Origin of the sequence: Spiroplasma phoeniceum P40 (genome assembly GCF_003339775.1) — a bacterium.
GTDB lineage: Bacteria > Bacillota_I > Bacilli_A > Mycoplasmatales > Mycoplasmataceae > Spiroplasma > Spiroplasma phoeniceum.
This window is the reverse complement of sequence record NZ_CP031088.1, coordinates 1,340,137-1,366,032: the sequence shown is the minus strand read 5'-3', so window position 1 is coordinate 1,366,032 and position 25,896 is coordinate 1,340,137. Positions and strand designations below refer to the sequence as shown.

General features: G+C 22.7%; 35 protein-coding genes and 6 pseudogenes. 24 read left to right on the top strand and 17 right to left on the bottom strand.

Annotated elements, in window-relative coordinates:
- Nucleotides 1-149: 149 nt before the first annotated feature.
- From SDAV_RS13445 to SDAV_RS12675, 4 genes and pseudogenes are all read right to left on the bottom strand, one after another.
- Nucleotides 150-377, bottom strand: a complete 228-nt coding sequence (locus SDAV_RS13445; protein WP_245938341.1) for an integrase core domain-containing protein — start codon at nt 375-377, stop codon at nt 150-152.
- 30 nt (nt 378-407) lie between these two features.
- Nucleotides 408-584: pseudogene (locus SDAV_RS14675) on the bottom strand (IS481 family transposase); the annotation flags it as partial.
- Between the two features lie 2 nt (nt 585-586).
- On the bottom strand, nt 587-793 hold the full coding sequence (locus tag SDAV_RS12680; RefSeq protein WP_222611542.1) for a hypothetical protein: 207 nt from the start codon (nt 791-793) through the stop codon (nt 587-589).
- A gap of 13 nt (nt 794-806) precedes the next feature.
- Entirely contained in the window at nt 807-1,238 is a 432-nt protein-coding gene (locus SDAV_RS12675; RefSeq protein ID WP_222611541.1) for a hypothetical protein, read from the bottom strand.
- A gap of 278 nt (nt 1,239-1,516) precedes the next feature.
- On the opposite strand from SDAV_RS12675, the gene SDAV_RS08345 reads away from it, so the two are divergent.
- The 12 genes from SDAV_RS08345 to SDAV_RS08295 all read left to right on the top strand — a co-directional run bounded on the left by SDAV_RS08345 (nt 1,517) and on the right by SDAV_RS08295 (nt 8,318).
- The gene (locus SDAV_RS08345) at nt 1,517-2,446 is read left to right on the top strand and encodes a rolling circle replication-associated protein (protein WP_114565250.1); all 930 of its coding nucleotides are present in this window, start codon (nt 1,517-1,519) and stop codon (nt 2,444-2,446) included.
- Between the two features lie 474 nt (nt 2,447-2,920).
- The gene (locus SDAV_RS08340) at nt 2,921-3,268 is read left to right on the top strand and encodes a hypothetical protein (protein ID WP_114565249.1); all 348 of its coding nucleotides are present in this window, start codon (nt 2,921-2,923) and stop codon (nt 3,266-3,268) included.
- Nucleotide 3,269: 1 nt separating this feature from the next.
- A complete protein-coding gene (locus tag SDAV_RS12215; RefSeq protein ID WP_186823371.1) occupies nt 3,270-3,428 on the top strand; it encodes a hypothetical protein in 159 nt (52 codons plus the stop codon).
- Nucleotides 3,429-3,595: 167 nt separating this feature from the next.
- Nucleotides 3,596-3,817 (top strand): hypothetical protein, encoded by a 222-nt coding sequence (locus SDAV_RS08335; protein WP_114564130.1) that lies wholly within the window; start codon nt 3,596-3,598, stop codon nt 3,815-3,817.
- Between the two features lie 19 nt (nt 3,818-3,836).
- Nucleotides 3,837-4,019 carry a hypothetical protein gene (locus tag SDAV_RS08330; RefSeq protein WP_114564131.1) on the top strand — a complete coding sequence of 61 codons (183 nt, stop codon included), beginning with the start codon at nt 3,837-3,839 and terminating at the stop codon, nt 4,017-4,019.
- A gap of 131 nt (nt 4,020-4,150) precedes the next feature.
- The gene (locus tag SDAV_RS08325; RefSeq protein ID WP_114564132.1) at nt 4,151-4,354 is read left to right on the top strand and encodes a hypothetical protein; all 204 of its coding nucleotides are present in this window, start codon (nt 4,151-4,153) and stop codon (nt 4,352-4,354) included.
- Between the two features lie 220 nt (nt 4,355-4,574).
- Nucleotides 4,575-4,784: a DUF2649 family protein gene (locus SDAV_RS08320; protein ID WP_105298726.1), complete on the top strand. Its 210-nt coding sequence runs from the start codon at nt 4,575-4,577 to the stop codon at nt 4,782-4,784.
- Between the two features lie 4 nt (nt 4,785-4,788).
- Complete coding sequence (locus SDAV_RS08315; protein WP_114565248.1) at nt 4,789-5,799, top strand: hypothetical protein; 1,011 nt, start codon at nt 4,789-4,791, stop codon at nt 5,797-5,799.
- Nucleotides 5,792-6,085 carry a hypothetical protein gene (locus SDAV_RS08310; protein ID WP_114565001.1) on the top strand — a complete coding sequence of 98 codons (294 nt, stop codon included), beginning with the start codon at nt 5,792-5,794 and terminating at the stop codon, nt 6,083-6,085. Before SDAV_RS08315 ends, SDAV_RS08310 begins: the two co-directional genes overlap by 8 nt.
- Nucleotides 6,085-6,321, top strand: a complete 237-nt coding sequence (locus SDAV_RS08305) for a hypothetical protein (RefSeq protein WP_071937724.1) — start codon at nt 6,085-6,087, stop codon at nt 6,319-6,321. The genes SDAV_RS08310 and SDAV_RS08305 overlap by 1 nt, the downstream gene beginning before the upstream one ends.
- 12 nt (nt 6,322-6,333) lie before the next feature.
- On the top strand, nt 6,334-7,740 hold the full coding sequence (locus tag SDAV_RS08300) for a spiroplasma phage ORF1-like family protein (RefSeq protein WP_114565247.1): 1,407 nt from the start codon (nt 6,334-6,336) through the stop codon (nt 7,738-7,740).
- A 449-nt stretch (nt 7,741-8,189) separates the two neighbouring features.
- Nucleotides 8,190-8,318, top strand: coding sequence for a DUF3688 family protein (locus tag SDAV_RS08295; RefSeq protein ID WP_151202523.1), 129 nt, complete (start codon nt 8,190-8,192; stop codon nt 8,316-8,318).
- 26 nt (nt 8,319-8,344) lie between these two features.
- On the opposite strand, the pseudogene SDAV_RS14670 reads toward SDAV_RS08295, so the two are convergent.
- The 10 genes and pseudogenes from SDAV_RS14670 to SDAV_RS12205 all read right to left on the bottom strand — a co-directional run bounded on the left by SDAV_RS14670 (nt 8,345) and on the right by SDAV_RS12205 (nt 14,763).
- Nucleotides 8,345-10,500: pseudogene (locus SDAV_RS14670) on the bottom strand (spiroplasma phage ORF1-like family protein).
- A complete protein-coding gene (locus SDAV_RS12210; protein WP_186823491.1) occupies nt 10,500-10,709 on the bottom strand; it encodes a hypothetical protein in 210 nt (69 codons plus the stop codon). The pseudogene SDAV_RS14670 and the gene SDAV_RS12210 overlap by 1 nt, the downstream one beginning before the upstream one ends.
- Before the next feature lie 11 nt (nt 10,710-10,720).
- Nucleotides 10,721-10,957, bottom strand: coding sequence for a hypothetical protein (locus tag SDAV_RS08285; RefSeq protein WP_114565245.1), 237 nt, complete (start codon nt 10,955-10,957; stop codon nt 10,721-10,723).
- Nucleotides 10,957-11,352, bottom strand: a complete 396-nt coding sequence (locus SDAV_RS08280; RefSeq protein WP_114565595.1) for a hypothetical protein — start codon at nt 11,350-11,352, stop codon at nt 10,957-10,959. Before SDAV_RS08280 ends, SDAV_RS08285 begins: the two co-directional genes overlap by 1 nt.
- Complete coding sequence (locus SDAV_RS08275; protein WP_114565244.1) at nt 11,345-12,358, bottom strand: hypothetical protein; 1,014 nt, start codon at nt 12,356-12,358, stop codon at nt 11,345-11,347. Before SDAV_RS08275 ends, SDAV_RS08280 begins: the two co-directional genes overlap by 8 nt.
- A gap of 194 nt (nt 12,359-12,552) precedes the next feature.
- A pseudogene (locus SDAV_RS14450) lies at nt 12,553-12,757 on the bottom strand (DUF2649 family protein).
- Between the two features lie 152 nt (nt 12,758-12,909).
- Nucleotides 12,910-13,359, bottom strand: a complete 450-nt coding sequence (locus SDAV_RS08265; RefSeq protein WP_114565243.1) for a DUF3627 domain-containing protein — start codon at nt 13,357-13,359, stop codon at nt 12,910-12,912.
- 725 nt (nt 13,360-14,084) lie between these two features.
- Nucleotides 14,085-14,342 carry a hypothetical protein gene (locus tag SDAV_RS08255; RefSeq protein WP_114565241.1) on the bottom strand — a complete coding sequence of 86 codons (258 nt, stop codon included), beginning with the start codon at nt 14,340-14,342 and terminating at the stop codon, nt 14,085-14,087.
- 6 nt (nt 14,343-14,348) lie between these two features.
- Nucleotides 14,349-14,489, bottom strand: a complete 141-nt coding sequence (locus SDAV_RS08250) for a hypothetical protein (protein WP_186823370.1) — start codon at nt 14,487-14,489, stop codon at nt 14,349-14,351.
- A 106-nt stretch (nt 14,490-14,595) separates the two neighbouring features.
- On the bottom strand, nt 14,596-14,763 hold the full coding sequence (locus SDAV_RS12205) for a hypothetical protein (protein ID WP_186823490.1): 168 nt from the start codon (nt 14,761-14,763) through the stop codon (nt 14,596-14,598).
- A 112-nt stretch (nt 14,764-14,875) separates the two neighbouring features.
- Between SDAV_RS12205 and SDAV_RS08245 the strand changes: the two genes are divergently transcribed.
- The 5 genes from SDAV_RS08245 (at nt 14,876) to SDAV_RS14125 (ending at nt 18,146) form a co-directional block, all read left to right on the top strand.
- A complete protein-coding gene (locus SDAV_RS08245; protein WP_114565240.1) occupies nt 14,876-15,448 on the top strand; it encodes a hypothetical protein in 573 nt (190 codons plus the stop codon).
- Between the two features lie 35 nt (nt 15,449-15,483).
- Nucleotides 15,484-17,052 carry a PTS transporter subunit EIIC gene (locus SDAV_RS08240; RefSeq protein ID WP_114565239.1) on the top strand — a complete coding sequence of 523 codons (1,569 nt, stop codon included), beginning with the start codon at nt 15,484-15,486 and terminating at the stop codon, nt 17,050-17,052.
- Between the two features lie 377 nt (nt 17,053-17,429).
- Nucleotides 17,430-17,756 carry a GmrSD restriction endonuclease domain-containing protein gene (locus tag SDAV_RS08235; protein ID WP_114565238.1) on the top strand — a complete coding sequence of 109 codons (327 nt, stop codon included), beginning with the start codon at nt 17,430-17,432 and terminating at the stop codon, nt 17,754-17,756.
- A gap of 29 nt (nt 17,757-17,785) precedes the next feature.
- Complete coding sequence (locus SDAV_RS08230) at nt 17,786-17,965, top strand: GmrSD restriction endonuclease domain-containing protein (protein ID WP_114565237.1); 180 nt, start codon at nt 17,786-17,788, stop codon at nt 17,963-17,965.
- 46 nt (nt 17,966-18,011) lie between these two features.
- Nucleotides 18,012-18,146 (top strand): hypothetical protein, encoded by a 135-nt coding sequence (locus SDAV_RS14125; protein WP_281268791.1) that lies wholly within the window; start codon nt 18,012-18,014, stop codon nt 18,144-18,146.
- Nucleotides 18,147-18,331: 185 nt separating this feature from the next.
- On the opposite strand, the pseudogene SDAV_RS08225 reads toward SDAV_RS14125, so the two are convergent.
- A pseudogene (locus SDAV_RS08225) lies at nt 18,332-19,304 on the bottom strand (IS30 family transposase).
- Between the two features lie 119 nt (nt 19,305-19,423).
- On the opposite strand from SDAV_RS08225, the gene SDAV_RS12200 reads away from it, so the two are divergent.
- The 3 genes from SDAV_RS12200 to SDAV_RS08210 all read left to right on the top strand — a co-directional run bounded on the left by SDAV_RS12200 (nt 19,424) and on the right by SDAV_RS08210 (nt 20,681).
- Nucleotides 19,424-19,891: a lipoprotein gene (locus SDAV_RS12200; protein ID WP_186823369.1), complete on the top strand. Its 468-nt coding sequence runs from the start codon at nt 19,424-19,426 to the stop codon at nt 19,889-19,891.
- 386 nt (nt 19,892-20,277) lie between these two features.
- Nucleotides 20,278-20,430: a hypothetical protein gene (locus SDAV_RS14120; protein ID WP_114565594.1), complete on the top strand. Its 153-nt coding sequence runs from the start codon at nt 20,278-20,280 to the stop codon at nt 20,428-20,430.
- Complete coding sequence (locus SDAV_RS08210) at nt 20,430-20,681, top strand: hypothetical protein (RefSeq protein ID WP_114564470.1); 252 nt, start codon at nt 20,430-20,432, stop codon at nt 20,679-20,681. Before SDAV_RS14120 ends, SDAV_RS08210 begins: the two co-directional genes overlap by 1 nt.
- 45 nt (nt 20,682-20,726) lie before the next feature.
- Here SDAV_RS08210 and SDAV_RS08205 read toward each other — a convergent pair.
- Nucleotides 20,727-21,044 (bottom strand): annotated as a pseudogene (locus SDAV_RS08205) (DUF3627 domain-containing protein); the annotation flags it as partial.
- Nucleotides 21,045-21,892: 848 nt separating this feature from the next.
- Nucleotides 21,893-22,060, bottom strand: coding sequence for a hypothetical protein (locus SDAV_RS12195; RefSeq protein ID WP_186823489.1), 168 nt, complete (start codon nt 22,058-22,060; stop codon nt 21,893-21,895).
- An 87-nt stretch (nt 22,061-22,147) separates the two neighbouring features.
- Between SDAV_RS12195 and SDAV_RS08195 the strand changes: the two genes are divergently transcribed.
- The 4 genes and pseudogenes from SDAV_RS08195 (at nt 22,148) to SDAV_RS08180 (ending at nt 25,879) form a co-directional block, all read left to right on the top strand.
- A complete protein-coding gene (locus SDAV_RS08195) occupies nt 22,148-23,242 on the top strand; it encodes a DDE-type integrase/transposase/recombinase (protein WP_114565235.1) in 1,095 nt (364 codons plus the stop codon).
- Between the two features lie 248 nt (nt 23,243-23,490).
- Nucleotides 23,491-24,201, top strand: a complete 711-nt coding sequence (locus tag SDAV_RS08190) for a hypothetical protein (RefSeq protein ID WP_114565234.1) — start codon at nt 23,491-23,493, stop codon at nt 24,199-24,201.
- Nucleotides 24,191-24,406, top strand: a pseudogene (locus SDAV_RS08185) (hypothetical protein); the annotation flags it as partial. The gene SDAV_RS08190 and the pseudogene SDAV_RS08185, both read left to right, overlap by 11 nt.
- A gap of 255 nt (nt 24,407-24,661) precedes the next feature.
- Nucleotides 24,662-25,879: a hypothetical protein gene (locus SDAV_RS08180; RefSeq protein WP_245938340.1), complete on the top strand. Its 1,218-nt coding sequence runs from the start codon at nt 24,662-24,664 to the stop codon at nt 25,877-25,879.
- Nucleotides 25,880-25,896 lie beyond the last annotated feature (17 nt).

Below are 25,896 nucleotides of genomic sequence, written 5' to 3'. Positions count from 1 at the left end.
CACACTAAAAAATAATTTATTAATTTTAATTAATAAATACATATTTTATTATTTTAATAACATATTTTATGATTTAATTTACATATTATTAATTAATTAAAATATAATAAACTTATTTAGTTTAAACACAAAAACTTAATAATTTAAAATTATTTAATTAAACTTAAACTATTCAAGAAATTAAATGGTGTCTGAAAATTTAAAGACTTATGCACTCTTTCAAAATTATAAAAATAATAATAATCATTTAATTTATTCTGTAAACTAACTGCATTTAATATTTTTTCTTCAAATATAAATAATTTAGTATAATTTTGATGAAATCTTTCAATCTTACCGTTTGACTGTGGAGAGCGAACTGGTGTTGTTTGATGCAAAATATTTTTATCTGTTAAAAATTGAGTAAAATTAGTCTTTTTAACACTAATTTTTTGATTATTACGATAATTATTAATAAATTCAGAACCGTTATCAGTTCTAATTCGTGTTATTTTAACACCAAATATATTTTTAAAATCACTAATTGCTTTTTTAACAGCAGCAATAGCATTATCAATACTTAATTTATCATAAACATATCCTAATGCTAATCTTGTTTTTTCATCAATAAAATCATAAACATAATACTTTTATCAACTGAAAATTCACTTGGTGCAAAATATTTAGCGTCCATCTGTAATAAACCTATTTCTTTAACTTCATATCTTGGATGTTGTTTTTTAATTTCTTTAATTTTATTTTTTATTTTTAATCATCTTTCATCTTTTTTAAGTCAACGAAAAAATGTTTTCAAATTTTTTGGTGCTTTATTTTTTAATTCTTCTCCATGAATTCTTTTTTTTTAAATTATAAAACAAAGATAAAACACCAACAGCATGTTTATTACAATATTCAAAATATAAATCACAAATAATTTTGCGAATATCATCACTATATTGATAATTAATATTATTAGGAATTGTTGACTTTAATAATAATTCAGCAAAATCATTATTTTTATATGCAATTAAAATTTTATTCGCTCAATAATAAAAAGTTGAAAACTTATTTTTAAAATATTTTTTAATTAAATCTTTCAACAAAAAATTACCATTATAATAATTATTACACAAATTAATATATGAAAATATTTTTTGCTTTATTCTTTTATAATATTTATTTTTATAATTTTTACTTAAAAAACTCTTTAATTTTGCTTGTAAATCAAACAAATTAAAATTATTAATAATATATTTCATTACTTTACACCTACCATCAAAAATATATAAAATTAATATTTAATACAAAATAATTGATATATAATTGATATATGATAAAATCAATTATATATTAACTAACACAACTGCACATCATTAAAATAAATATTGCAAAATTAAAAATAATATATTACAATAAAAATAACTTTCAAATATAAACACTGAATTATATTGAAAGTTTCAAACTATTTATAGTTTCTTTGAGCGGAACTTTTATTAATGTAATTTAGTGTTTTTTTATTTGGAAGGAGTTTATAAAAATGAATAATGTTTTTATTTACGATAATTTAAAAAATAAAGGTCATAATGTAATTATGAATGCTTTAAATTATGTTAAAAAAGAATATTATTTAAAAAAAGTATTCTATGGTAATTATGTTAAAAATATTGTTTTACCATTAGAATTAGTTAATAATAATCCTCGTAATAAAATGGGAGTTAAAAATACTGGAAAAAATGATAAAAAATTATGGAATAGTCGTATTCGCTCGCAAGGAAATTGTATTCGCAAAGCATATGAAAATTTTTGAAATTGTAAAAATTTAAGTTTTCTAACTTTAACTTATGCCGTTAATGAGAAAGATGTTAAAAAATGTAAAAATGATTTAAAGTTATTTTTTAATAATATAAATCGTTGATGAAACAATCCTATTCGTTCTAAACATCATAAAGGAATTTTAAAATATATGTATACTTATGAGTATCAAAAACGTGGAGCAGTCCATTTTCATATTATATTAAATCAAAAAATACCTAATAGTATTGTTTTACAGTATTGAAAATATGGTATTAATAAAAATATTAAAGTTCGTGCTGGTTCTAATGAAGATGTAGTTAAATATCTTGCTAAATATATTGTAAAAACTGCTAATAATGATAAGCCACAAAATCATTATGATTTAAACATCAAAGCGTATCAATTTAGTAAAAATTGTAAAAATCCAAAGGTTAAAGTCGGTGTTGTTGAATTATCTGAACAAGATTTAATTTATTCAGTTAAAGATAACTTGAATTATTTTGCTTTTGGTGATAAAAATGGTTATAAAATTGGTTTTAGTTGTGATAGTTATTATGGTTTAGATAAGTTTAGAGAATATAAAAAATATGTTTCTGCTGATAGAAAAATATTTAGAAATTTAGTTAAAAATAATAATTTTACTGTTAATAAAAATACAAATTTAAGGTGTTAAAAATAAAAAAAAATGAGTTAAAAACTCATTAAAAAATGTGGTAATCGCCTTGAGCAACAATTACCACAAATTAATTAAAACAAAAAAAAAAAAAAAAAACAAGATGGTGATGTATATTTTAAAATATATTTATTTTTTGTGCTGAAAATTTGACAATTTTAATTTTTATTGTATTATTAATTTAACTTAAACATTTTATTATGTTTGAGTTTCAAATCTTAAAAGGTTTCCTTGAGCGGAACTTAAATATAATTAAATGTTTTTTTATGCTTATTTATAAACTTATTCAAATAAAAAACACTATAAAAACTCTAGTATTCAAATAGCAATTTTAAGCATAATAAAACTCCTTTTTAATAATTAAAAAATTAACGTGGTTGTTTTTGATTTAATTATAATAGTTATTTTAAGTTTCAATTTTTTAAGAAATCTTTTAAGAAACTATATAGTTTTTTAAAAGAAAGGAGAAATCTTATGAATGGATTTCTAGTACAGTTGATAGATATTGCAACGGGTAAAATTATTAAAGATGACAAAGGTAATGAAAGTAAATGAGATAGTTATACATTTACACCAGTTATTAAATTAGAAAATGGTACTTTTAAAGGTACGAAAGATTTGTCAAAATCAAAATGATTTAAAATAACTGATGAAAATTATTTAAAATTAAAACCTTATTTAATTGATGGTAATTTATTTTATGTTTCGCTTAAATGGGATGGAAAAATTAATATTGTTGAACCATATACAGAAAATTATAACGAGCAAGATTTTATTAATAAATATTCTAATAATTCATCAATAACAGAAAGCAATAGTTAATATGCAACAACAGTTATGTATGGTTTGTATTAATGATATTGTTTGAGAAAATGGGTCTCGTTATTGTTGAAATTGTGTTAATAAAAATGTTGTTTTAATTAATCAATATTATTCTAGGTTAGATAATGGCAAAGAAAAAATCAGATTGTTATTTATGTAATAGACAAGATATTATTTGTCCTAAACATAAAAAAATTGTTAAGGTTAAATAATGACAAAAAATAAAGATAAATTAAATATTAATTGAGACTGAATTATTTTTATAGTTTCTTGTTTATTGTTAGTTATTTGGTTTATATTGTTTTTTGTTTATGTTGGATTTTTTTAATGAAAAAGCAAACTAAGTTATATAAACAGCGATTAGAGTATTTAGTTAATGTTATACATCAATGTTTACCTACTAAAATACCATTATTTATGTTAAGAAAAGCAATTAAATTGTATCTTAGTCATAAAGTTATTAATATTGGTGTTATGGAAGAACAACATTTTAAATTATTAGTGGAGCAAGTCAAAAATTATATGTTAAATATAGAAAGCAAAAATTAAAAAAAGGTGGTGATAATTAATGACCGTTTTTGCAACAATTATTTTAGTAATTGCAATGTTAATGTTATTGATTTTTTTAACAGTTAATACAATATTTAGGTTTAAAAATAAGTATTTAATTTGTCCGCATTGTTCTAAAAAAGTAGAATTTAAAGAATGGGGAAAACGAAAAATTAAAAAAGCAGATAAGTCTGTTGAATAAGTTAATATCAATCAAATACCTTCGCAAGTATAAAAATTGATTTTAGTTTTTAGTGTTAATTACTAAAATCAAGGTTAGAGTATGCGAAGGTTTTATTATTAATAGAAAGTATTTTAAATGAGGTGTTATTAATGAATTTAAATTTATTAGCGGGCGACGCTGATGTTATTAAACAAATAGGCGATTTTGCTGCAATTCTTGCTGATTGAGCGATTGCTTTTACTAACTGATTTATTACTTTTTTAGGGTCACATATGTTATTAATTATTCCGTTAGTTTTAATGTTTGTGGTTTTGGGAATTGAAACAATCAGAAAGTTAATTCACGGAGTTTAATATTTAATAATAAACTCTAACCTTGATTTTAGTAGTTAACATTTAGGAAAGGAATAAGAAAAATGCAAAGTGTATGAGATTTATATTATGAATTTATGACAATTATTTTCGGAGTTAATCATCCCGTTATTTTAGATATTGTTATATTTGTTGTATTTTTAATACTTGTTTTTGGGATGTTATTTTTAATTTTAAGTTGTATTTTTAGGTGGATAAAATAATGGATTGAAATACTTTTTTGCAACGAGTATATCAAGGTCTTTTACAAATTTTTTATTTTATTCCGAAAACTGAAATTGATAACTTTGTTGGTAGTTCTATTGATAATATTACTTATTCAGTGATTATGATAGGTATTTGATTAGTTGTTTTTTTTCTAATTTGGTTATCAATATTTATTTTATATAAAACAATTAGATTGGTGGTGTAGATATATGTTTAAAAATTATTTTAATTTATTTAGAAGACAAAAAAATATTAAGGTTTCTTATTGATATGTAAATTGATTTATGGCAAATATTTTGTTCTATTTTTTTATTGTTTGTTTTAATTTACAGTTTATATATTTTAGTTCTACATCAGTTATAGATATTATCTTTTTTATTTTTTTAGTAATTTTTGATATTATCTTCTTTTGGTCTTTTTTTAGTAATCTTTTTCAAACACGGAAATTAATTAAAATTGTTAAAAGTAGTCCAATATCAATTATTAACGGTGCTTTGGGTACTGGTAAAACTTTATTAATGACTTATTTATCGCAAATTGCTAAATTTGATAATGTTTATTCTAATTATTTTATTAATGATGAAAAAATTGGAGTTTTAGGTTTAAACCATTTAGATTTTAAAAATAAAAAATATAAAATACCGCCAAATGATAGTTTAATTTTATTTGATGAAATATTTTTATATATAAATGGTACAAACCCTAAGGAAAATGATAAAAAATTTAGTGGTTTAAAAGCATATTTTTTATTATGTCGTCAGTTTGATAATAATATTGTTTTTGCTGGACAACGAATTAATCAAAATTGAGTCGAATATAGAGAGATTGCTAATATGATTATTGTTCCTATGCAATGTATTCCACCTAGTATATTTTTTCCTTATTTTAAAATGAAAATAGGTTTTTTTGATGATTTAGATGATTATTTAACATGAAAAACTGAAACGGTTAAACGAACAGCAAATGGAAAAAGAGTTCGTAAAAAATCTAATAAAGATATTGGTATTAATTTTGTTAAGATAACAATTCCTTTATCTATTGCAATGCAATATGATAGTAAATATTTAAAATTTGTGCGTGATTTAAAAAATGATAAAGTACCAAGTTATATTAAACAAAATTGACCTAGTATTGTTAAAAAAGATATTACGATTAATGAATTACGAGAGATGGGGATGGAACATTTATTAAAGAATTTGGGAGAGTTAGAAAATGATTAATTTACTTGCTAATGATGTATGAAATGGTGCTATTAATGTTGTGGTTGATATTTTTATGAAAATAATGGATTGAATGTGAACTTTAAAATTGCCAGGTACAAATATTCCTTTATTTGTAATTTGAGTAATTGGTGGTGTTATAAATGTCATTATGTTATTGGTTAATAGTTCTCGTGGTTTAAGTTCAGTTTCTCGTTCTTCTTTACAAGCAAGTAAGCAAATATCTAATGGAGTTAAAAATATAAGTAATAATTCTAAAAGTAATAATAAGGATAGTGATAAATAATGTTAAAGTTAATATTTTTCTTTGTTATTGGTTTAACTGTTGGATTTGGTTTTATTGCTAATATTGTTGTGGCAACAGATTTAGGTTTTTCTACTGTTAAAAATTATTTGGAGTCTGCTAATGATTTTTATAAATTAGTAGCACAGTTATTTATTATTGCGACACATCCTATTTTCCAGTTATATATGGCGTTTGGAATTATTATTATGGGTATTAGAATTATTTTTATTGTTTAGGGGGTCAAAACAATGAGAAAACGATTATTAGATATATTTATTATTTTTTATTTAATATTTGGTTGAATATTTCTTTTTTGTAGTGCTACAACTATAAATTATATTAGTAATGTTTGTAAAGTAGAAACAAGAAATAATGATAATTTTAGTGATTTAACTTATGCAAAAGCAAATGAATATGATTTTCAGTCTACTTTAATGTTGCGACAAGATTATTTTATGCAAGGTTTAGACCCTAGTAATTATGCATTTAGTTTTGGTGTTGAAACTCCTTTTATTCCAAATGTAAGTGCTGATAAAAATGATAGTAATTTTTGATTTAATAAAATTAAAAATACTGCTTGAAGTTATTTATTAAGTTGAAACCCAAAAGATATTTCTGAGGTGGGTTCTTTGGGTAGATTAATAATAGATTATAAAACGCCAAATAAATTGTTAGATATTTTTATTTATAAAAACAATATAAAATATGAATTTACTTTTAATTGAGAAATTATACAATATTTATTTATGCCAATTATTGCCAATCAGAGTTATAAACATTTTGATATGAATTATTTAGTTTTAAATTTTAATTATAAAGAATTGCTTAATATGGATATTCTTAAAAAATCTAACAGTAATTATTTTGTTAATGATGTTAAACAAAATTTTTATTCGTTGGATAATTTATTTCAAGTTTTAGATTATTTTTATTCTAATGTTTTAAGAGTTATATTTGATATTTCTAATTTTAGAGAATTTATTTATTTTACATCTAATAATGGTAATTTAGGTTTTGTGTTTTTTGTAAAAAATGGTTTTTTATTATATCCAAAATCAATGGTTTTTAATATTTTAAGATTTCCTGATACAGATATTTATTATTTAAAACCACGAGTGCAATTATATAATGCCTATACGATAAATAGTACTAATGATTATTTTTCTTATTATTCAAATTGAGATTATAAGACTAATATTTTACCTTCTAATAATGATAAATGAACTCAATCAATAAAATTATTAGATATGACAGATAGGTCAAAATATCAAGGTTTTAATTTAATTAGATTTAGTACAACTACATTAATAGAAAATAGATCTATTTCAATTAATGGTTTTAATTTTAGTCTTTATAATGCTACTGATTGAAATGGTGAACTTAATGATGGAAAAATTTGACAATTACCTTATAAAAAAGGTGCTTGATACCGTTTAGATATTCATATTGAAAATGCGGCAATTTGGATTGTAAATAATTTGCCTGGTATGAAAGAAATTTATAAATTTGTTAATGGGATAGTACATGTGTTTAGTAATGTTTCTGAATTGTTTAATAATATTGGTAATTTGTTTGCTTTTGATATTACATTTAAAATTATGTTAAGTTCTATTTTAGTTTTAGCAATGGTTAACGGACTTTTACGCTATTTTTAATAGTAAAAATAATGTTGTTGGTAAAAAAAGTAAGGTGGTGTGGTGGTTTATCCACGCACCACCTTACTTAAAGGGGTAAAAGTCGCGGAGCGACTTAGGGGCGAAGCCCCTTTCCTTGATAAAACAATAAAAAGGAGCAATATATATGAAAAAATGACTTAGCATACTCCATTAATTATATGATAAGGTACTCCAACACTTCAAACTAATTTATCTTTAAAATTAAATTTTATAATAGAAAAATCATCAAATTCTAACTCATTAACAATTGCAATATATCATTTATTATCTGGCAAAGTATAACGAGTATTTAATTTTCAATTACTATTTTCTGGTGGTTGTTGTTCTTGTTTTATTTCTTGTGTTTTTGGTGTATGTTCGGGTTTATTACCTTTCCCGTTTTCACTATTATTTGGTTTTTTAAAAACTGATTAGTATTGTTGTACTTGTTGCTGTTAATCCAATTGCCCCTATTATGATATATTGTTAATTCATATTATCGTTGAGATGGTAATGGTGAACCACAAATACCAACTATTGACAAAAATAGTGGTGAAATTACTGACTGAAAAGAATAAAAAGGAACTAAATAACAGTTCCTTTTTTATATTAATCGCACAAATTTCATAAAAATAATTAATAAAAAGATATTTGTTATTGTATTATACAATGCTGGATTAAATTTTCATACCTCAAATATTTGAATAAAAAAACCATATACTGTTTCAAAAACCTTTCCAACACCACTCGCTAATTCATTAACTTGTTTAACTCCCGGAATAGTATTAACAATTCAAATCACCGCATTTTTAATATGAGCACCAAAATCTCATCAACCCTCTGGCGTTACATATTGCACTTGTCATCATTGTTTATCGGGGAACAACCCACCATTATTAATTTCTTGTCAATTATAAATCCCAAAATTAAAATCATAATATCGGTACATATCATTCTCTTTTTGTGATTGCAATTCAAAAACATTATAACCGATTTTTTGTTCTTCATTTTTTTATATTGCAAACCATATTTATTTTGTAAATTACCGCCAAAAACATAACCCGAATTTAACTTAATATCATAATTATTAGCAACCGAAAAATCATAATTAAAAACACTACCATAATTATTAATCGTATAAAACCGATTTTTAAATGCTGAATATAATTTAATATCTAATTGCTTATATTTATCCGAAAAATAAAAATATCGTGGATAAATTTTAAAACCATTATTTACTAACAAACCATATTTTTTATTATAACCTTGAACATAAGTATTATTTTCTAAATCAAAAATCGTGCGTAAATAATTAGTATAAAATTTCTGCGAAATTTTAAACATACTACTTAATAATTTATCAAATTGTAATTTATCGTTAATATTCTCACTCAACAAAATATTATTAAAATTTTGTAATTTCAACGCAAAAAAGTTAACTAAAACAGTATCATATTGTAAATTATCAATATATCCATTTTCAATAAACGAACTACGATTTTGAAACACTGGCACCAAATCACTTGCAAAAAACAACTGTAAAAACTTAGATAAATCAAACTGACCGCTAAACTGTTGATAATACTTTAAATCTTTACTATTTAATGATGAATAAATTGAACCATTAAAATTAAAAACTTCACCCGTTCCCGTTCGCATAAAACTAAAATTAAAACTTAAATCGTCATTATTAATATTATTTAATTCCAGACTACCAGAAATAATTAAATTTACCTCATCAACAGTCAAAATCATCCGATAAATTGATTTTTTAATATTTTTAACACCCAACTCGTCAACCGTCTCAAAATCAAAAATTATCCGCTTTGTACCAACCTTATTCGGATTTTCATAATCCGCACTACCACCTTGTTGAACTCTAATATTTTCCCGCAAAAAAGAATATAAAGATAAACTAATAAATTTTTTTTACACGATTTTGTTGATAACTATTTCAATCAGTAATTTATTTCACAACTATTTTTGTCAATAGTTGGTATTTGTGGTTCACCAACTCCATCTCAACGATAATATGAATTAACAATATATCATACTCCATTAATTATATGATAAGGTACTCCAACACTTCAAACTAATTTATCTTTAAAATTAAATTTTATAATAGAAAAATCATCAAATTCTAACTCATTAACAATTGCAATATATCATTTATTATCTTGCAAAGTAGAACTAGTATTTAATTTTCAATTATCTTGTTTCAACTTAACTCTTGGATAACGATTTTCTTTATAACGGTCAACATTCTCCACATTTTTTTCGATACATCAAACAACTTATATTTAACGGCAAAAGCATAAATAAAATCAGTTAAATCATCCAAAAAATTCTCCTTTTTAACATCATAAAATTTATCAACCATATACTGTTTTTTTAAACTATGTCATTGTTGATAATAATTTAAAAATGTTTCACAAGGTTTATCATAAACAACTCCCGTAGAATAACTATCTTGTAAAAAATCCAAATACCATTTATCATTAAACGATAATTTTTTTGATGTTTTTAAAGTTGGATTAATAAAGTAATTTGTTTCCGACCAATTTTCAAAAAAACTGCTACGTAAAAAAATTGTATTAATAAAATCAGTTTCATTAATACCTTTATCAGTACTATTCTCTCTTGTTTAAGCGTATAATGCTCCTCATTTAAGGGTCTAAACGCCGTTAAAGTAATAAATGGAATAACCAAACCCAAAAAAGTTAAAATAAATATTACAAATAAAGATAATGACTTACGCATTATTCTTTAACACCTTTCTTCTTTTTAAAATTAATTATAAAATTTGCAACTAACATATATCAGAATAAAATACCAAACTCATTAATTAATCTATCTCATTTATCGTAAATTGATCCAATAAATAAAGAAAAACCAAAACCAACAACTAAAATATATACTAATATTTCTCATCATTTTTCTTTTAAAAACTTTAAAATTTTAATTTTCATAAACTCAACTCCTAACTATACAATGTTTTTGAAACAATAAACCCAATAATATATAAACTTGATATTGTTAACATTAACGTATGACTAAATAAAATTGCCATTCTACCAAATAATCAAATCAACCAAGTATCAGAATTATATAAATCCATAATAATATTTTTTGCCGATGTAAATTGATTAATAATAACAGTAATAAAACCAGTTCCAAATATCGCAATCGCCGCCACCAATAAAACTAATTTAATCATTACTTTTTATCTCCTTTAAATTTAGTACTTCTAATATTTTTTGCTTGATATCTAATACTTTGTCGTTTAAGTTCTTTTTTAACTTGTTGCTTATTACTATTCTGATAAACATTTTTACCAACATTAATACCTTTTCGTACAGTTGACGAATATACTTGCGAAACACCATTATTAACTGTTGAACCTAAATTATTATATTGTGTTGATGTGCCATAAATTGCATAAATAGATAACTTAATAACCATAAAAAAGACTAAAAAATAAGCAATCGATGTATTTGTCATCGGTAATTTTGTATTTCAAATTACATCAAAAATAAACAAAAATATATCAAAAACAAAACTAAAAATCTTGTCTCAATTACTATTATTATTTTCAACTAATAAATTAATTATCTTTACCATTTCCTTTCTCTTTTTTAGGTTTTAAATTCTTTTTCAAAATATCAATATCAAACAATTCTAATCGTTCTTTAACACTTAATTTTGTAATTTCCGACCAATAATAAAATTTTTTATCAACAATTTCATCATTTTTTAAATCACGCACAAACTTTAACCATTGACTATCATACTTATTAGCGAATTCAAGGGGAATAATTATTTTAAAAAACCGAATTCCTAACCCAACATCTGACTTATGTTTTGCTCTTTTACCTTCTGCTGTTCGTTCTACTGATTTTGTTTTTCAAATTTCATAATCCGTTATATTTTGGAAAATCCCAATTCGCATAATAAAGAAACGATTAAAAAAATTAAATCCTTTTTTAGCAATGGGTTTTTTCAATGAAATTGGAATAATAATCCCACTTGCTAACTGGCGAATATTGTTTCAAATCATACCTTCACGCTGAGCAGTAAACAACGCACGATTACCAAAATGTCTCGCTAAAACAATTCACGGTATTTTATCACTATGAACTTTTTTCTCATCATGTGGACTAGTTCCATCAATATACAAATAACTTTCATCAAATAAAATAACACTATCATCGGGTGGGGCTGGTTTTGTTTGATCGGTAAAATCTAAATTTTTAAATGTTAAAACTTTAACTTTATCACCTTCTAACGGATAATTACTATAAATTTCATCTGTCAATAATTTCATAGTTTGCGATAAATAAGTTAAAAGTAATGTTTTACCAGTTCCTAACTTACCAATAATTACCGATAACGGATTATCTCAAACAAAATTCACTAACCGAAAAGCATTTAACTGATAAAAAATATTTTTTCACAATCATCACACAAAATAAACACACTGCAAAGCAAATAATATTCAAAATACTAAACCAACACAATACAAAGAAATTATCCAAAGTAATAAATCAATTAAACTAAACAAAAGCATTGAACCACTAATATAACAATAGTTTTTAAAGAAAAATATAAATTTTTTCATTTTACCTCCAATAGTTATTTATAATTAAACTAGTATTATTATGGTTTTCTCTCCACACAAATCAAAAAGAAATATTTTTTTACAACATTATTTATATTAATAATTACTGCATTCGTAATGAAAATATATATTATATTCAAAAAAAATTTTAAAATTTTGTGGGGATAGAAAACCATAATAATAACAAAATTTAATTATTTAAAATAACTAACTATTTTAAAAACCATTCACAAGAAAAACCAAGTTAAAAACAAAATAACAATTCAAATACCAACCATCAAAGTTAAATATTCATTTTTGCGTTAAATTCCACATTGTAATACTTTCAACATTCGTTTTATCTATAAACAAAAATATATGAATAAAAAACTCTTTTAATTTAATTCAATCATTTTGCATATTTAAAAACTCCACATTTTTTGAATAAGTTTAAAAAACATTCCAAAAAACAAAACAATAAATAACACAAACGATATAACATATAAAAACTCAGGGGCATTTGCACCAATAATATAACTAACAAATTGAACTCAATAATCATATAAACTCATTTAATTTAAACTTTCTAAGTCATTAATTAATTGTTTTACTTTTTCAACACTTCAATTTGTTAAATTATTATTGTTATTATTTGCTTTTACTTTTTTAGGTTCACTTGAAAATAACGCTTCTTTCATTTTAGTAAAGTAATTTTGTTTATATTGATTATATAAATTGATTAATTCTGTTCCAGTTAAATATTTTCAAATATTTCGCTTTAAATTTTCATCATATTTTACAATAGGATAAGAATTATCATAAATTAAACCGATTGCTACTTGTTCCGAATGTTTTTCACTCGGATAAATAAACTTATTATTCAATCAAAAACCAATATGACGATTATGATTAGGTAAATTAATAAAACTTGCTTTATCTGTTGTAAAAGGTATAAATCCCTTACTAATAAAATAATTTTCTACATTCTGATTTTTCTTAACAAAATTACTCAATTTTATCATCTCCTAACTAAATATTTGTTTAATAAACAATGTTAATAAACACTGTTAATAAACATTGTTAAATATAAAAATAATAAAAATTGGCACACTGAAAAATACTATTTAATTTTTAACAATAGTTATTAAAATATAAAATCATAAGTTTATAATTAAGTTGATATTATTATGGTTTTATCTCTGTATAAATTATTTTAAATATAAAGAAGAAATAAAATATCGAAGAAATAATAAATTCATTTTTTACAAATGTGATACCATCTATTTTTTGATTATCATGAATGGTATCACCAATTAAAACAATTATTTCACTAATAATAATTTTAATAATAACTTTTAAATTTATTATTTGAATTATTAATAAATTAACAAATTTATAAATATTTTTATACAGAGAGAAAACCATAATAATACCTTAAATATAATTAAGTTGATATTTTTACACTATATACTGCCTACAAGTTTTTAAAAGAAAGTAGGTATATTTATAAAAAATATTATAAAAATTTTTAGTTCAAAACTATTATTATTATTATTATTATTACCTTTAATAGAAATATTCTTATTTCTATTAAATCCTACTAAAAATAACCAAAATAATTAAATTTATTTAAAAATAAATTTGTAGACAGTGTATAGTGCAAAAATAAACAACAAAATTATTTAATCAAATCACATATAAAAACTAGTGTGCCTTAGCTAAGATATATAATCGATTATAATAAATATTAAAATCCTTTAACCATGACACGGAAAAAGTTTAAGATTTTAATAATACAAAATATAGCAAATGGAATTAATATAATTCACGCTTCACCTAAGAAAACCATTATCTCAGGTAAAATATTTGTTATACCTTCTTTAACTTTTCATAATGCACTATATAAACCAGTTCAAATCCCAGTCATACACTCAGTCATAGTTTTAGGTGTAGGTGTAGTTGCTGTTAAAAAATTAACCGCTGTTGTTAAATACATACCTAACATTATTTATTACTCTCCTTTCTTTCAATTTTTTTTTTCTTTTTTCTTTCCTCGAATTTGTTTAATTTTTTGATAAATTGATAAACCAATTCAAACAAAAATCTCTAATATAATAACAACACTAAATATTCTCGTTAATCAAGTTGGCATATTACATCATCTCCTCTCTAAAAATATTGCGGCACGCTTCGCGTGTTCGCTACGCTCAAAATAAACTATATTGAATAAATTACCGCTAATAAATTACGCGGATAATTTATTCATTTTCTTTTACATTATTAATTACTATTTTATTTACAGTATTAATAACAATATCTTTTTCATATTTAGTTACTAGGGACCGCAAAATAAAATAATGTTTCTTTTCAATAAAAAATCAACTCCTTTCAAAGTTGATTTGTTGCACTTCGATTACAAAATGCATTTTTTAAAAAATGTGGTATCATTATCTCATAGGATTTCCTATTTTTATATCAACCATGTATCAATTATCAACAATATCAATTTAATATATATACAAAAAGGAGTTTTTAAATATGAAAAGATTTACTTTAGGAATGATTGCAGCGACAACGACTTCAGTTGCAGGCATGCCAAATATTAATAAAGGAACTTCAACAGTTCAAACGCATGAATTTGCACAAGAGGCAGTAGAATATAGTATTGCAAGTATGACAGGAACAGATACTTTTCCTGCGCAAAAACTTGCCTCTGGTTTTGTCAATAAACAAAAAGCTTTAGTTTTTGAATATGGAAACTATGCTAAGACTTGAGCAGAATTTGTTCAAAAATATCCAAAATTTAAATTTACTAAATTAAGTATGAAAACTAATTTAAAAGGAGACCAAAAAATAGAAGATTTGTCAAAATATACTTTTAACACTGCTGATTTTAAATTACAAGAACAAAATGGTCAATTTATAATTAAGACAATTGAATCAAAATATATTACTGATTTTATTCGTTTATCAGTTCTTGGCCAAGTAAAAGAAGACAAGAAGATTATTAATTTTGGTGTTGTATATAATATCAATATTTCACAACAATATATTAAGCCTTATCCATTTTTTAGTTCAGAAACTGGCAAAATCCAGTTTTACCATGAATAAAAAATTAATTTGTTTGTAAAGAAAGGACAATAATTTTGAAAATTGATAAGTTGTATCAAATTAGAAAAAACGGAAAAGGCTATTGTAATAATAGTAATAAAATTAAAATTAGAAATATTTATGAATATTTTATTAAAATTATTACTTTAATAATTATTCCATTATTATTAATTGTTTTAATTTATGGAATTGGCATGATTTTACAAGAATATACTAGTAATCTTGTTGCCCTAACGATTGGTGATGTTTGTATTAAGATTGGAAAAGCAGTCTTTAACAATTTATCAATTATCTTTTGTTTAGTAACAGTGATTAGTATTACCAACAATGTAAAAGCTGTAGCAATTGCTGTTACTGGCTTTTTATTTTTCATTGTGATGCAATATTCATTAATTCAATATAAAATAACCCCAGAAGGAAAAATTTATGTAACAAGCATTCTCTTCTTTTACCAAGGTGAAAATTTAGCAATGTTTTTAGGCTCAAGTTTTGGCCTTGTTACTTTAAATACGTCAATTTTAGGGGGAATAACAGTAGGAATTATTTCATCATACATTTACATTAAGTGTATTGATTTACGCTTGGCAAAACCATTTGGTTTATTAAATGGTTTTTCATTTGTTACCTTACTTGTTGTTTTAGCAAATATGTTCTTAGCGTTATTTTTCTTATTACTATGAATTGTAATTGCAATTGTTTTAAACCATATTTATCAATGAATGTGACAACAAAATGCAAACCATTTTTTAGGAGCTGCTTTTGTTTATGAACTATTAAATACATTATTAATTCCATTTGGTTTTAAAGATCTTGTTACTAATTTATTTATTAACCCAAATGTTGAATTATTAAGTCAAACAGAGTTTGAAAATTTATTCAAAAATATTGCCGTGCATTATGGTTTAATACACAATATTTTTGATGATACTTGGAATAATGCTACAATTCAAAAAGTGTGGGATTTTATTAACCAACCAACATTTGAAGAACGTCATTTAACAATTTTAGATTGACTTAACTTACTACCAATTGACCGGTTACCACAAGCAAATGGTTATTCTACGCAAACTTATAATTGGTTTTTATCTAGTAATTTTGGTCATTTATTACAACTAAAATTACCACCAAATTATGCGTTTGTTTTTGGTGGTTCGTTAGCAATTAGTACGGCCATTATTTTAACTAGTAAAAAAGAAAACCGTATGCCAACAGCAATTTTAATGACAGCAATTGTGGTGGTTACCATTTTAACAGGGAATAATGTTATTATTAATTTATTTACTTTCTTTGTTTCACCAATGTTATATTTTTGTGTTTATACGCCACTTGCTGGTCTTAATGGTTTATTTATGTCGATGTTTGATGTGCACATTTGAGTATCGTTTGTTAATGGTTTAATTGATTTTATTTACAGAGGAATTATTCCAGTGGCCAAAGGAACTAATTTCTTCTGAGTCCCAGTCTTTACTCTTATTTGATTTGTTATTATTATGCCAATATTTTGGAAAGCAATTCTTTATTTTGATTATCTTTTTATTGGTCGAAGAGAAACGATTTTACCACGAATTACTCACAAGAATTATCATGAAATGTGGAATCATTAATGGATAACAAATATATTATTATTTAGGTTCATGGAAGGGTGTTATAAAATAACACCCTTCCATGAACTTTTTAAATATCTATTAACATTATATTTTAGAATGTTATAATTATTATACAAAAACTATGCCATGTGGAAAATATGAAATGCTATTTATTTTAATTCATATTATATTAAACGGGAAATTTAAAAATAGGTGAAAAATATGTCAATCAAGAGTTCTGAAATTAAGAAAATAAGTTCTTTTATTTTTGATGATACTTAGTGAATACCTAAATATTAAAGAGAATATTTATGAGATAAAGAAGAACTTACTGATTTTTGAATAGATTTAGAATAAATGATTAATGGAGAAATGGAGTCCCATTTTTTGGGCAAATAGTTGTTAATAATAGTATTAATGAAAAAAAGAGTTTTATTATTGATGGACAGCAACGTATGACAACAACTATTATTTTACTATCAGTTTTTAGGAAATTTTTTGAAAGTATTAATTTAGAAGATTTAAAAGAGACTGCCAATTATATTACAAGTAAATATATAGGTAGAATTACTGAAACACGCGAAGAACAAACATTATATTTAGGTGAAAGTGATAGAATTTTTTTTAAAGATGTAATACAATTCAAAAATCCAATAATTCCAAAGGAAAAATTGTCAAATTCACAAAAAAGAATTATATTTTCTCGTGATTTTTTTTTATAAAAAAGTTAAATGAAAAATTAAATGATACTATGTCAGAAACTTCTAAATCTAATTATCTTAATAAAATATACAAACTTTTTATTGAACAATTTAACATATTAGCTGTAAAAACTGATGATATTAATGGAGATTTTATTATTTTTGAAACTTTAAATGCTCGTGGGAAAGATTTAGAAACAGCTGACTTATTAAAAAATCATTTAATTTAGAATTTCTAATTCAAAAATAGATGATATTAAGGAAGAATGAAAGATAATGCTTAGTAAACTAGGAAAAATTGATCCAACAACTTATATACGACATTATTGAAATTCTCAAAATAATTTTTTACGTGAAAAATATCTTGAATTATGTAAAATTAAGTGCAACAAATCTTTATTAATTAAATAATATAATAAAAATTACAAAAATCAACCATAAATTTAAAAAAATTAAAAATATTTTAATTTTTCTTTTATTTTATCCATATTTAAACACACTAAAAAATAATTTATTAATTTTAATTAATAAATACATATTTTATTATTTTAATGACATATTTTATGAGTTAATGTACATTTTTAAATATTTATTGTTTATATATTATGCAAAAAAATTTCTTTAGCACTTATTCAATTTAAACACGGTCGGATTTTATCATTTATTACATTATTAACTACTCAATCAATTCGTTTTTGACTAACATTATTAAAATCATTTCCAGGAGGAAATCATTTTCTAAACTCACCATTTATATTTTCAATTAAAGGTTTTTGACGAGGTTTACCAGCATCACAAAAATATACTTGTGTTTCAGCAAATATTTCCATTTCTCGTCATTCACTAAATTCTTTACCTCTATCTGTTATTATTCCTTTTATTTTTCCAATTAAATTATTATTTATAATAATATCTTTAAACTTTTTCTCAACTTACCTAGCAGTATGATTTTCTAATTTTATTGCAAAATATTTTTTACTTGATTGTTCTACTAAAACTAAAACAGCAGACTGATGGCTTTTACCAACTACTATATCCATTTCAAATCCTCCAACATTAAAAACTTTATTTTCAATATCTCAAATTGACTTAAAATCAGTTAATTTACCACGATTATCAGATTTTCCTTTTCTTTTATATTTTTTACCACGATGTCGCAAATTCTGTTTTAAAAAACCATAAAAACCTAAACGAATTCATTTATAAAATGTTTTAACACAAACCGGAAATTTAACACCAAATTTTAAAAAATAACGATAAATAAATTCTCTCGGAGAATCACGATATTTATTAAGTCTAATTTTCATAAAATTAATCTGCTCTTCCGTAAATTTACATCTTTTATTATTCTTTTTTCTTTTCTCATAATACATTTTATTTGACTTATAAGCAACTATATTCATCAGTAGTTTTAAAACGCTTAATTTCTCGTAAAATAGTACTACGATGTCTATTCAAACATTTAGCAATTGCAGAAATATTCTGTTCACCATTCTTTTTTAAAAAAATTTTTGATAATAATGATTGTTCTAATTTAACTTTATCCATAAAACTTAAATGACTATACATAACATTTATATACCTTTCATTAACTTATAAAATTTTTAATATTTAATACTAATAATTGATATATAATTAATATGTTATAAGACCAATTATATATAAAAAAATAAAAAGGAGCAATCTATATGAAAAAATGACTTAGCATAATAGGAGCAATCGGATTAACCCCAACAAGCACAACAACATTAATCAGTTGTAAAAAAGAAAATAATAATGAAAACGGTGGAGGAGATAATAAACCAGAACCACAATATAATCCACAACAACCACCAGAAGGTAGTAATTGAAAAATAATTACTGATTACAATTATTTTGATAATAATATTGATGATAATTGGTATTTTTTTATTTTAAAAAATGAAAAAGAAAGTAAATTAAAAGAAATAAAATTTATTAATAATAGTAATAATGCTTATGGAATTATTGAATCAAATGGTTTTATTTTTAGTAAATATCTTATAAAGAATTCTTATTTACAAAAAGGATTAATTAAAGGTCTTTATCGTTGAGATGGTAATGGTGAACCACAAATACCTACCATTGACAAAAATACCGGTAAAATTACTGATTGAAAAGAACAAAAAGGAACTTAATAACAGTTCCTTTTTTATATTAATCGCACAAATTTCATAAAAATAATTAATAAAAAGATGTAGAAACCACATACATTTTGTATTTTTGGTTTTTACAGTTTTGGAAAGTAAATTTTTTTTAATATTTTTAATTGAGGAGTTGAAATTATGCAAACAAAGCAATATTTTATTTTGCGGTCCCTAGTGAAAAAGTATGGTAAAGATAATGTTATTAATACTGTTAATAAGATTGCAAAAGATATTGAAATTAAAAAGTAAAAGAATAAATTATTCCGCGTAATTTATTAGCGGATAATTTATTCAGTAGTGTTTTTAATGGAGCGAAGCGACAACGAGCGGAGCGAGTTTGCAAATTTCAATTTTTTAGTTTTTAGAAAGGAGATGTATTATGCCCAACTTGATTAACGACAATATTTAGTGTTGTTATTATATTAAAGATTTTTGCTTGAATTGGTTTATCAATTTATCAAAAAATTAAACAAATTCGAGGAAAGAAAAAAGAAAAAAAAGAAATTGAAAGAAAGGAGAGTAATAAATAATGTTAGGTATGTATTTAACAACAGCGTTTAATTTTTTAACAGCACCTACACCTAAAACTATGACTGAGGGTATGACTGGTATTTGAACTGGTTTATCTAGTGCATTATGAAAAGTTAAAGAAGGTATAACAAATATTTTACCTGAGATAATGGTTTTCTTAGGTGAAGCGTGAATTATATTAATTCCATTTGCTATATTTTGTATTATTAAAATCTTAAACTTTTTCCGTGTTATGGTTAAAGGATTTTAATATTTATTATAATCGATTATATATCTTAGTTAAGGCACACTAGGAAATTTTAGTAAAATAATTTTGTTTATATTGATTATATAAATTGATTAATTTTGTTCCAGTTAAATACTTTCAAATATGGCGTTTTAAATTTTCATCATACTTTACAATAGGATAAGAATTATCATAAATCAAACCGATTCCTACTTGTTCCAAATGTTTTTCACTCGGATAAATAAACTTATTACTCAATCAAAAACCAATATGGCGATTATGAATGGGTAAATTAATAAAACTTGCTTTTTCTGTTGTAAAAGGGATAAATTCCTTACTAATAAAATAATTTTCTATATTCTGATTTTTCTTAACAAAATCACTCAATTTTATCAACTCCTTCAATTTGTCAATATTGATTTAATTTTTCTTTTTCAACATCAAATTCTACCTTAATTTCAAAAATATATTTTATATACATAATAATCACAAAAATAATAACTATAAAAGCACATAAAATTTTTCTTTATTTTTTTTATATTCCTTAGTTGTTTTAAATTTCATATCCATAATATAATCTCCTAACTAAATATTTATTTAATAAACAATGTTATAAATAATGTCTATATAATGTTTTTTAATTGTAATAAACACTGATTATTAACAATGTTATAAATAATGCTAATATATTGTTTATTTAATGTTTAATAAACAATGTTAATAAACATTGTTAAATATAAAAATAATAAAAATTGGTACACTGAAAAATACTATTTAATTTTTAACAATAGTTATTAAAATATAAAATCATAAGTTTATAATTAAGTTGATATTATTATGGCTCTCTCTCTCTCTATATATAAATTATTTTAAATAGTTTAATAAATTCATTTTTTACAAATGTGATGCCATCTATTTTTTGATTATCATGAATGGTATTAACAATTAAAACAATTATTTCACTAATAATAATTTTAATAGTAACTTTTAAATTTATTATTCGAATTTTTAATAAATTAACAAATTTATAAATATTTTTATACAGAGAGAAAACCATAATAATACCTTAAATATAATTAAATTGATATTTTTACACTATAAATATTGTCGTTAATCAAGTTGGCATAATATATCTCATTTCAAAATTTTTAAATATCGCGTCACGCTCTGCGTGTTCGCTACGCTCAAAATAAACTATATTGAATAAATTACCGCTAATAAATTACGCGGATAATTTATTCATTTTCTTTTACATTATTAATTACTATCTTATTTACAGTATTAATAACAATATCTTTTCTATACTTAATTACTAAGGACCGCAAAATAAAATAATGTTTCTTTTCAATAAAAAATCAACTCCTTTCAAAGCTGATTTGTTGCACTTCGATTACAAAATGCATATAATTGATTTTATCTTATATCAATTATATATCAATTATTCGTATTAAATATTAATTTTATATATTTTTGATGGTAGGTGTAAAATAATGAAATATATTATTAATAATTTTAATTTGTTTGATTTACAAGCAAAATTAAAGAGTTTTTTGAGTAAAAATTATAAAAATAAATATTATAAAAGAATAAAACAAAAAATATTTTCATATATTAATTTGTGTAATGATTATTATGTTAATAGTGGTAAATTTTTATTGAAAGATTTAATTAAAAAATATTTTAAAAATAAATTTTCAACTTTTTATTATTGAGCGAATAAAATTTTAATTGCATATAAAAATAATGATTTTGCTGAATTATTATTAAAATCAAAGTTACCACATAATATTAATTATCAATACAGTAATCATATTCGCAAAAATATTTGTGATTTATATTTTGAATATTGTAATAAACATGCTGGTGGTGTTTTATCTTTGTTTTATAATTTAAAAAAAGGAATTCATGGAGAAGAATTAAAAAATAAAGCATCAAAAAATTTAAAAACATTTTTTCGTTGACTTAAAAAAGATGAAAGATGATTAAAAATAAAAAATAAAATTAAAGAAATTAAAAAACAACATCCAAGATATGAAGTTAAAGAAATAGGTTTGTTACAGATGGACGCTAAATATTTTGTACCAAGTAAATTTCCAGTTGATAAAAAGTATTATGTTTATGATTTTATTGATGAAAAAACAAGATTAGCATTAGGATATGTTTATGATAAATTAAGTATTGATAATGCTATTGCTGCTGTTAAAAAAGCAATTAGTGATTTTAAAAATATATTTGGTGTTAAAATAACACGAATTAGAACTGATAACGGTTCTGAATTTATTAATAATTATCGGAATAATCAAAAAAATACTGTTAAAGAAACTAATTTTACTCAATTTTTAACAGATAAAAATATTTTTCATCAGACAACACCGGTTCGTTCTCCACAGTCAAACGGTAAGATTGAAAGATTTCATCAAAATTATACTAAATTATTTGTATTTGAAGAAAAAATATTAAATGCAGTTAGTTTACAGAATAAATTAAATGATTATTATTATTTTTATAATTTTGAAAGAGTACATAAGTCTTTAAATTTTCAGACACCATTTAATTTTTTGAATAGTTTAAGTTTAATTAAATAATTTTAAATTATTAAGTTTTTGTGTTTAAACTAAATAAGTTTATTATATTTTAATTAATTAATAATATGTAAATTAACTCATAAAATATGTCATTAAAATAATAAAATATGTATTTATTAATTAAAATTTAATAAATTATTTTTTAGTGTGTTTAATTTTATATTTTTTATTTATTTATTTTATGATATTTTTATAATTATAAATAAATATTTTTATTATTTTTGTTATTTTCTTGTAATCTTTAAAATGTGTGTGGTATACTGCATAGTTTTTATAATGATGCCTTTTGAGGTGATAAGTCTGCTGGTAAAGGTTATTTACCATTTGAAATATTTAGAGAACAAGGTAATGATAAAATTGGTGCTTTAATTGGTGCTAATGCTACTAGTTTTAGTTTTACAACTTTATTAACTAATAAATGCAAAGGTACTGTTTTAACTAAAGATGGTAAACCAACTAAAAAAATAACTTATTCAACATATAATTTAAAACAATTAAATCCTAAAACTAACAGAGTTTATTTAATTAATGAACAAACAAAAGCAGTAGATGCACAAACACCAGTTAGTCAAAGTGAGTTAGATAATGATTGCGAATTCTTACAAACACCTGATGGTACAAATTGTAGTTATATAATTGATATGTTTTCAATACAAGCATTATATAAAGGTAATTTTGAAATTATATTTTATGCTGATAATCCATATACAAATAATGAAGAAGATTATTTACGTTTATCAGTATGAAGTTTTAGAGGTAAAACAAAAAGTGTTTTAAATAATTATTTACGTGATATGACAACTAATTATAAAACTAGTTTCTTATTACCACATGACTATGAAATACCAACATTTAATTACCCACAATATGTATTACCACCAGTACCATATAAATATAAACATTATACAAAATATATTATGCCCGCTGGTGTAGTGCAAACATTAAAAAATTGAAAATAAAAAATCTGATATTGGTTGATTCGAAATGGATACTGTTGTTGGAAAAGACCATAAATCTGCTATACACTGATTTCCTAAAGGAACTGATTTTAATAATGTTAGTCAACAAAAAATAAATTGAGTAGTTAATGTTATAAATGAAAAATTAAGGCATATTTTGAATTGAAGAACAGCAAAAGATTTATTTTTAGAGAATTTTATATAAATTTATTTGTGTAAAATTTAATAAATGCTTTTTTAGTGTGATTAAATATGGTTAAATTAAGTTATATTTATAAAATATTTTATTTTTTTTTAAAAAGAGTTGCATTTTCGAAAAATGATGTTATTATTAAAAAAAAAGAGGCAAAAATTACTGCTTGCATTTACAGGATTCATATTATTTAATTAATAAAGATTTGTTGCACTTCATTTTACATACTTCATTTTATTTAAAAAAAATAGAAAATAGGTGATGCTAATGATAAAAACCAATAAACTAACAGCATTAGTTGGTTGGCAGTATTTAGTTTCAATGCTTTTTTGGATTATTTATACTGCCGTAATTATTACATTTTTAATTTTATTTATTAATGAACGTGATCGGATTAATAGTGAAAACTATGTTTCAAAAACTTTAGCAGAAATTGCAGCTGGGAAAAAATCAGCTGAACAAGTGCAAGAAACATATAAGAATTTAATGAGTATTACATATCCATTAATTGATTTTTCATTGTTATCCTTTAATTTTTTTGGAGAAAACAATAATGTAACCGATTGAAGTGCAGCATGAAATCAACGTGCAACAAATATTAATATGGCTTATTCATATTTATTTATTACGGGGATGATTGCCTTGATTGCGTTATGCTATTATATTGTCATTTTTATTAAAATAGCACAACGTCATCGCTTTGAAGTTCGTTATAGATTATCAACAACTTTTCCAAATGATTATGTTATTTTTAATCCGTGAATGTATTTAAACTTTTTAACAAATTTAACAATAATTTTTAGTTTTTTTAACTTTTTAACAACCTTAATTACTTTAATATATGGCATTTTATTAGTCTTAGTGTCATATTTCTTCTGATACCTGTTGAACCGTCAAACAGAAGTTTTAGTTCCACATAAATGATGAAAAGCAACTAACTTTAGTTTCTTTATTACTGTTTTACTAATTCAAAATGGTTATACTTTAATTAAAGCAATGTTTGCAACAAAATTTGGTGTTGATTTAAACTTGATTGTTTCAATTATTATTCCAATTGGGACAATTACTGTTATTATTGCAGTCTTTATCAAAAATATGTTGTCAACAAAAGTTACTGGTGTTCGTAATGCTATTAAAACAATTGGAGCAAAAGTGAGTGCTTTTCGAATTTTCTATTATACTGAAAAAGAAAAAGCATTGGAAGACTATGCTTTTGTAACACAATTACCAAAATTGGTGAAAAAACCATTATCAAATAATAGCATTACTCGTGAACAAGCTTATGAGTTAATGAAAACAATTGATGAGACAGTCGCTTTCTTCGATAAACATCTTTTGAAAGAAAAAGAAAAAAATTATATGTTATATCATTTATTTAATCAAATTACAGATGTGGCTGAAATTGCAGAAATTAAAGCAAATATCTTAAAAATTGAAGAAAAACAGAAAACAAAAAATGATAAACATTCTAAAATAATAGCTTAGAATGTTTTTTCTTCGGA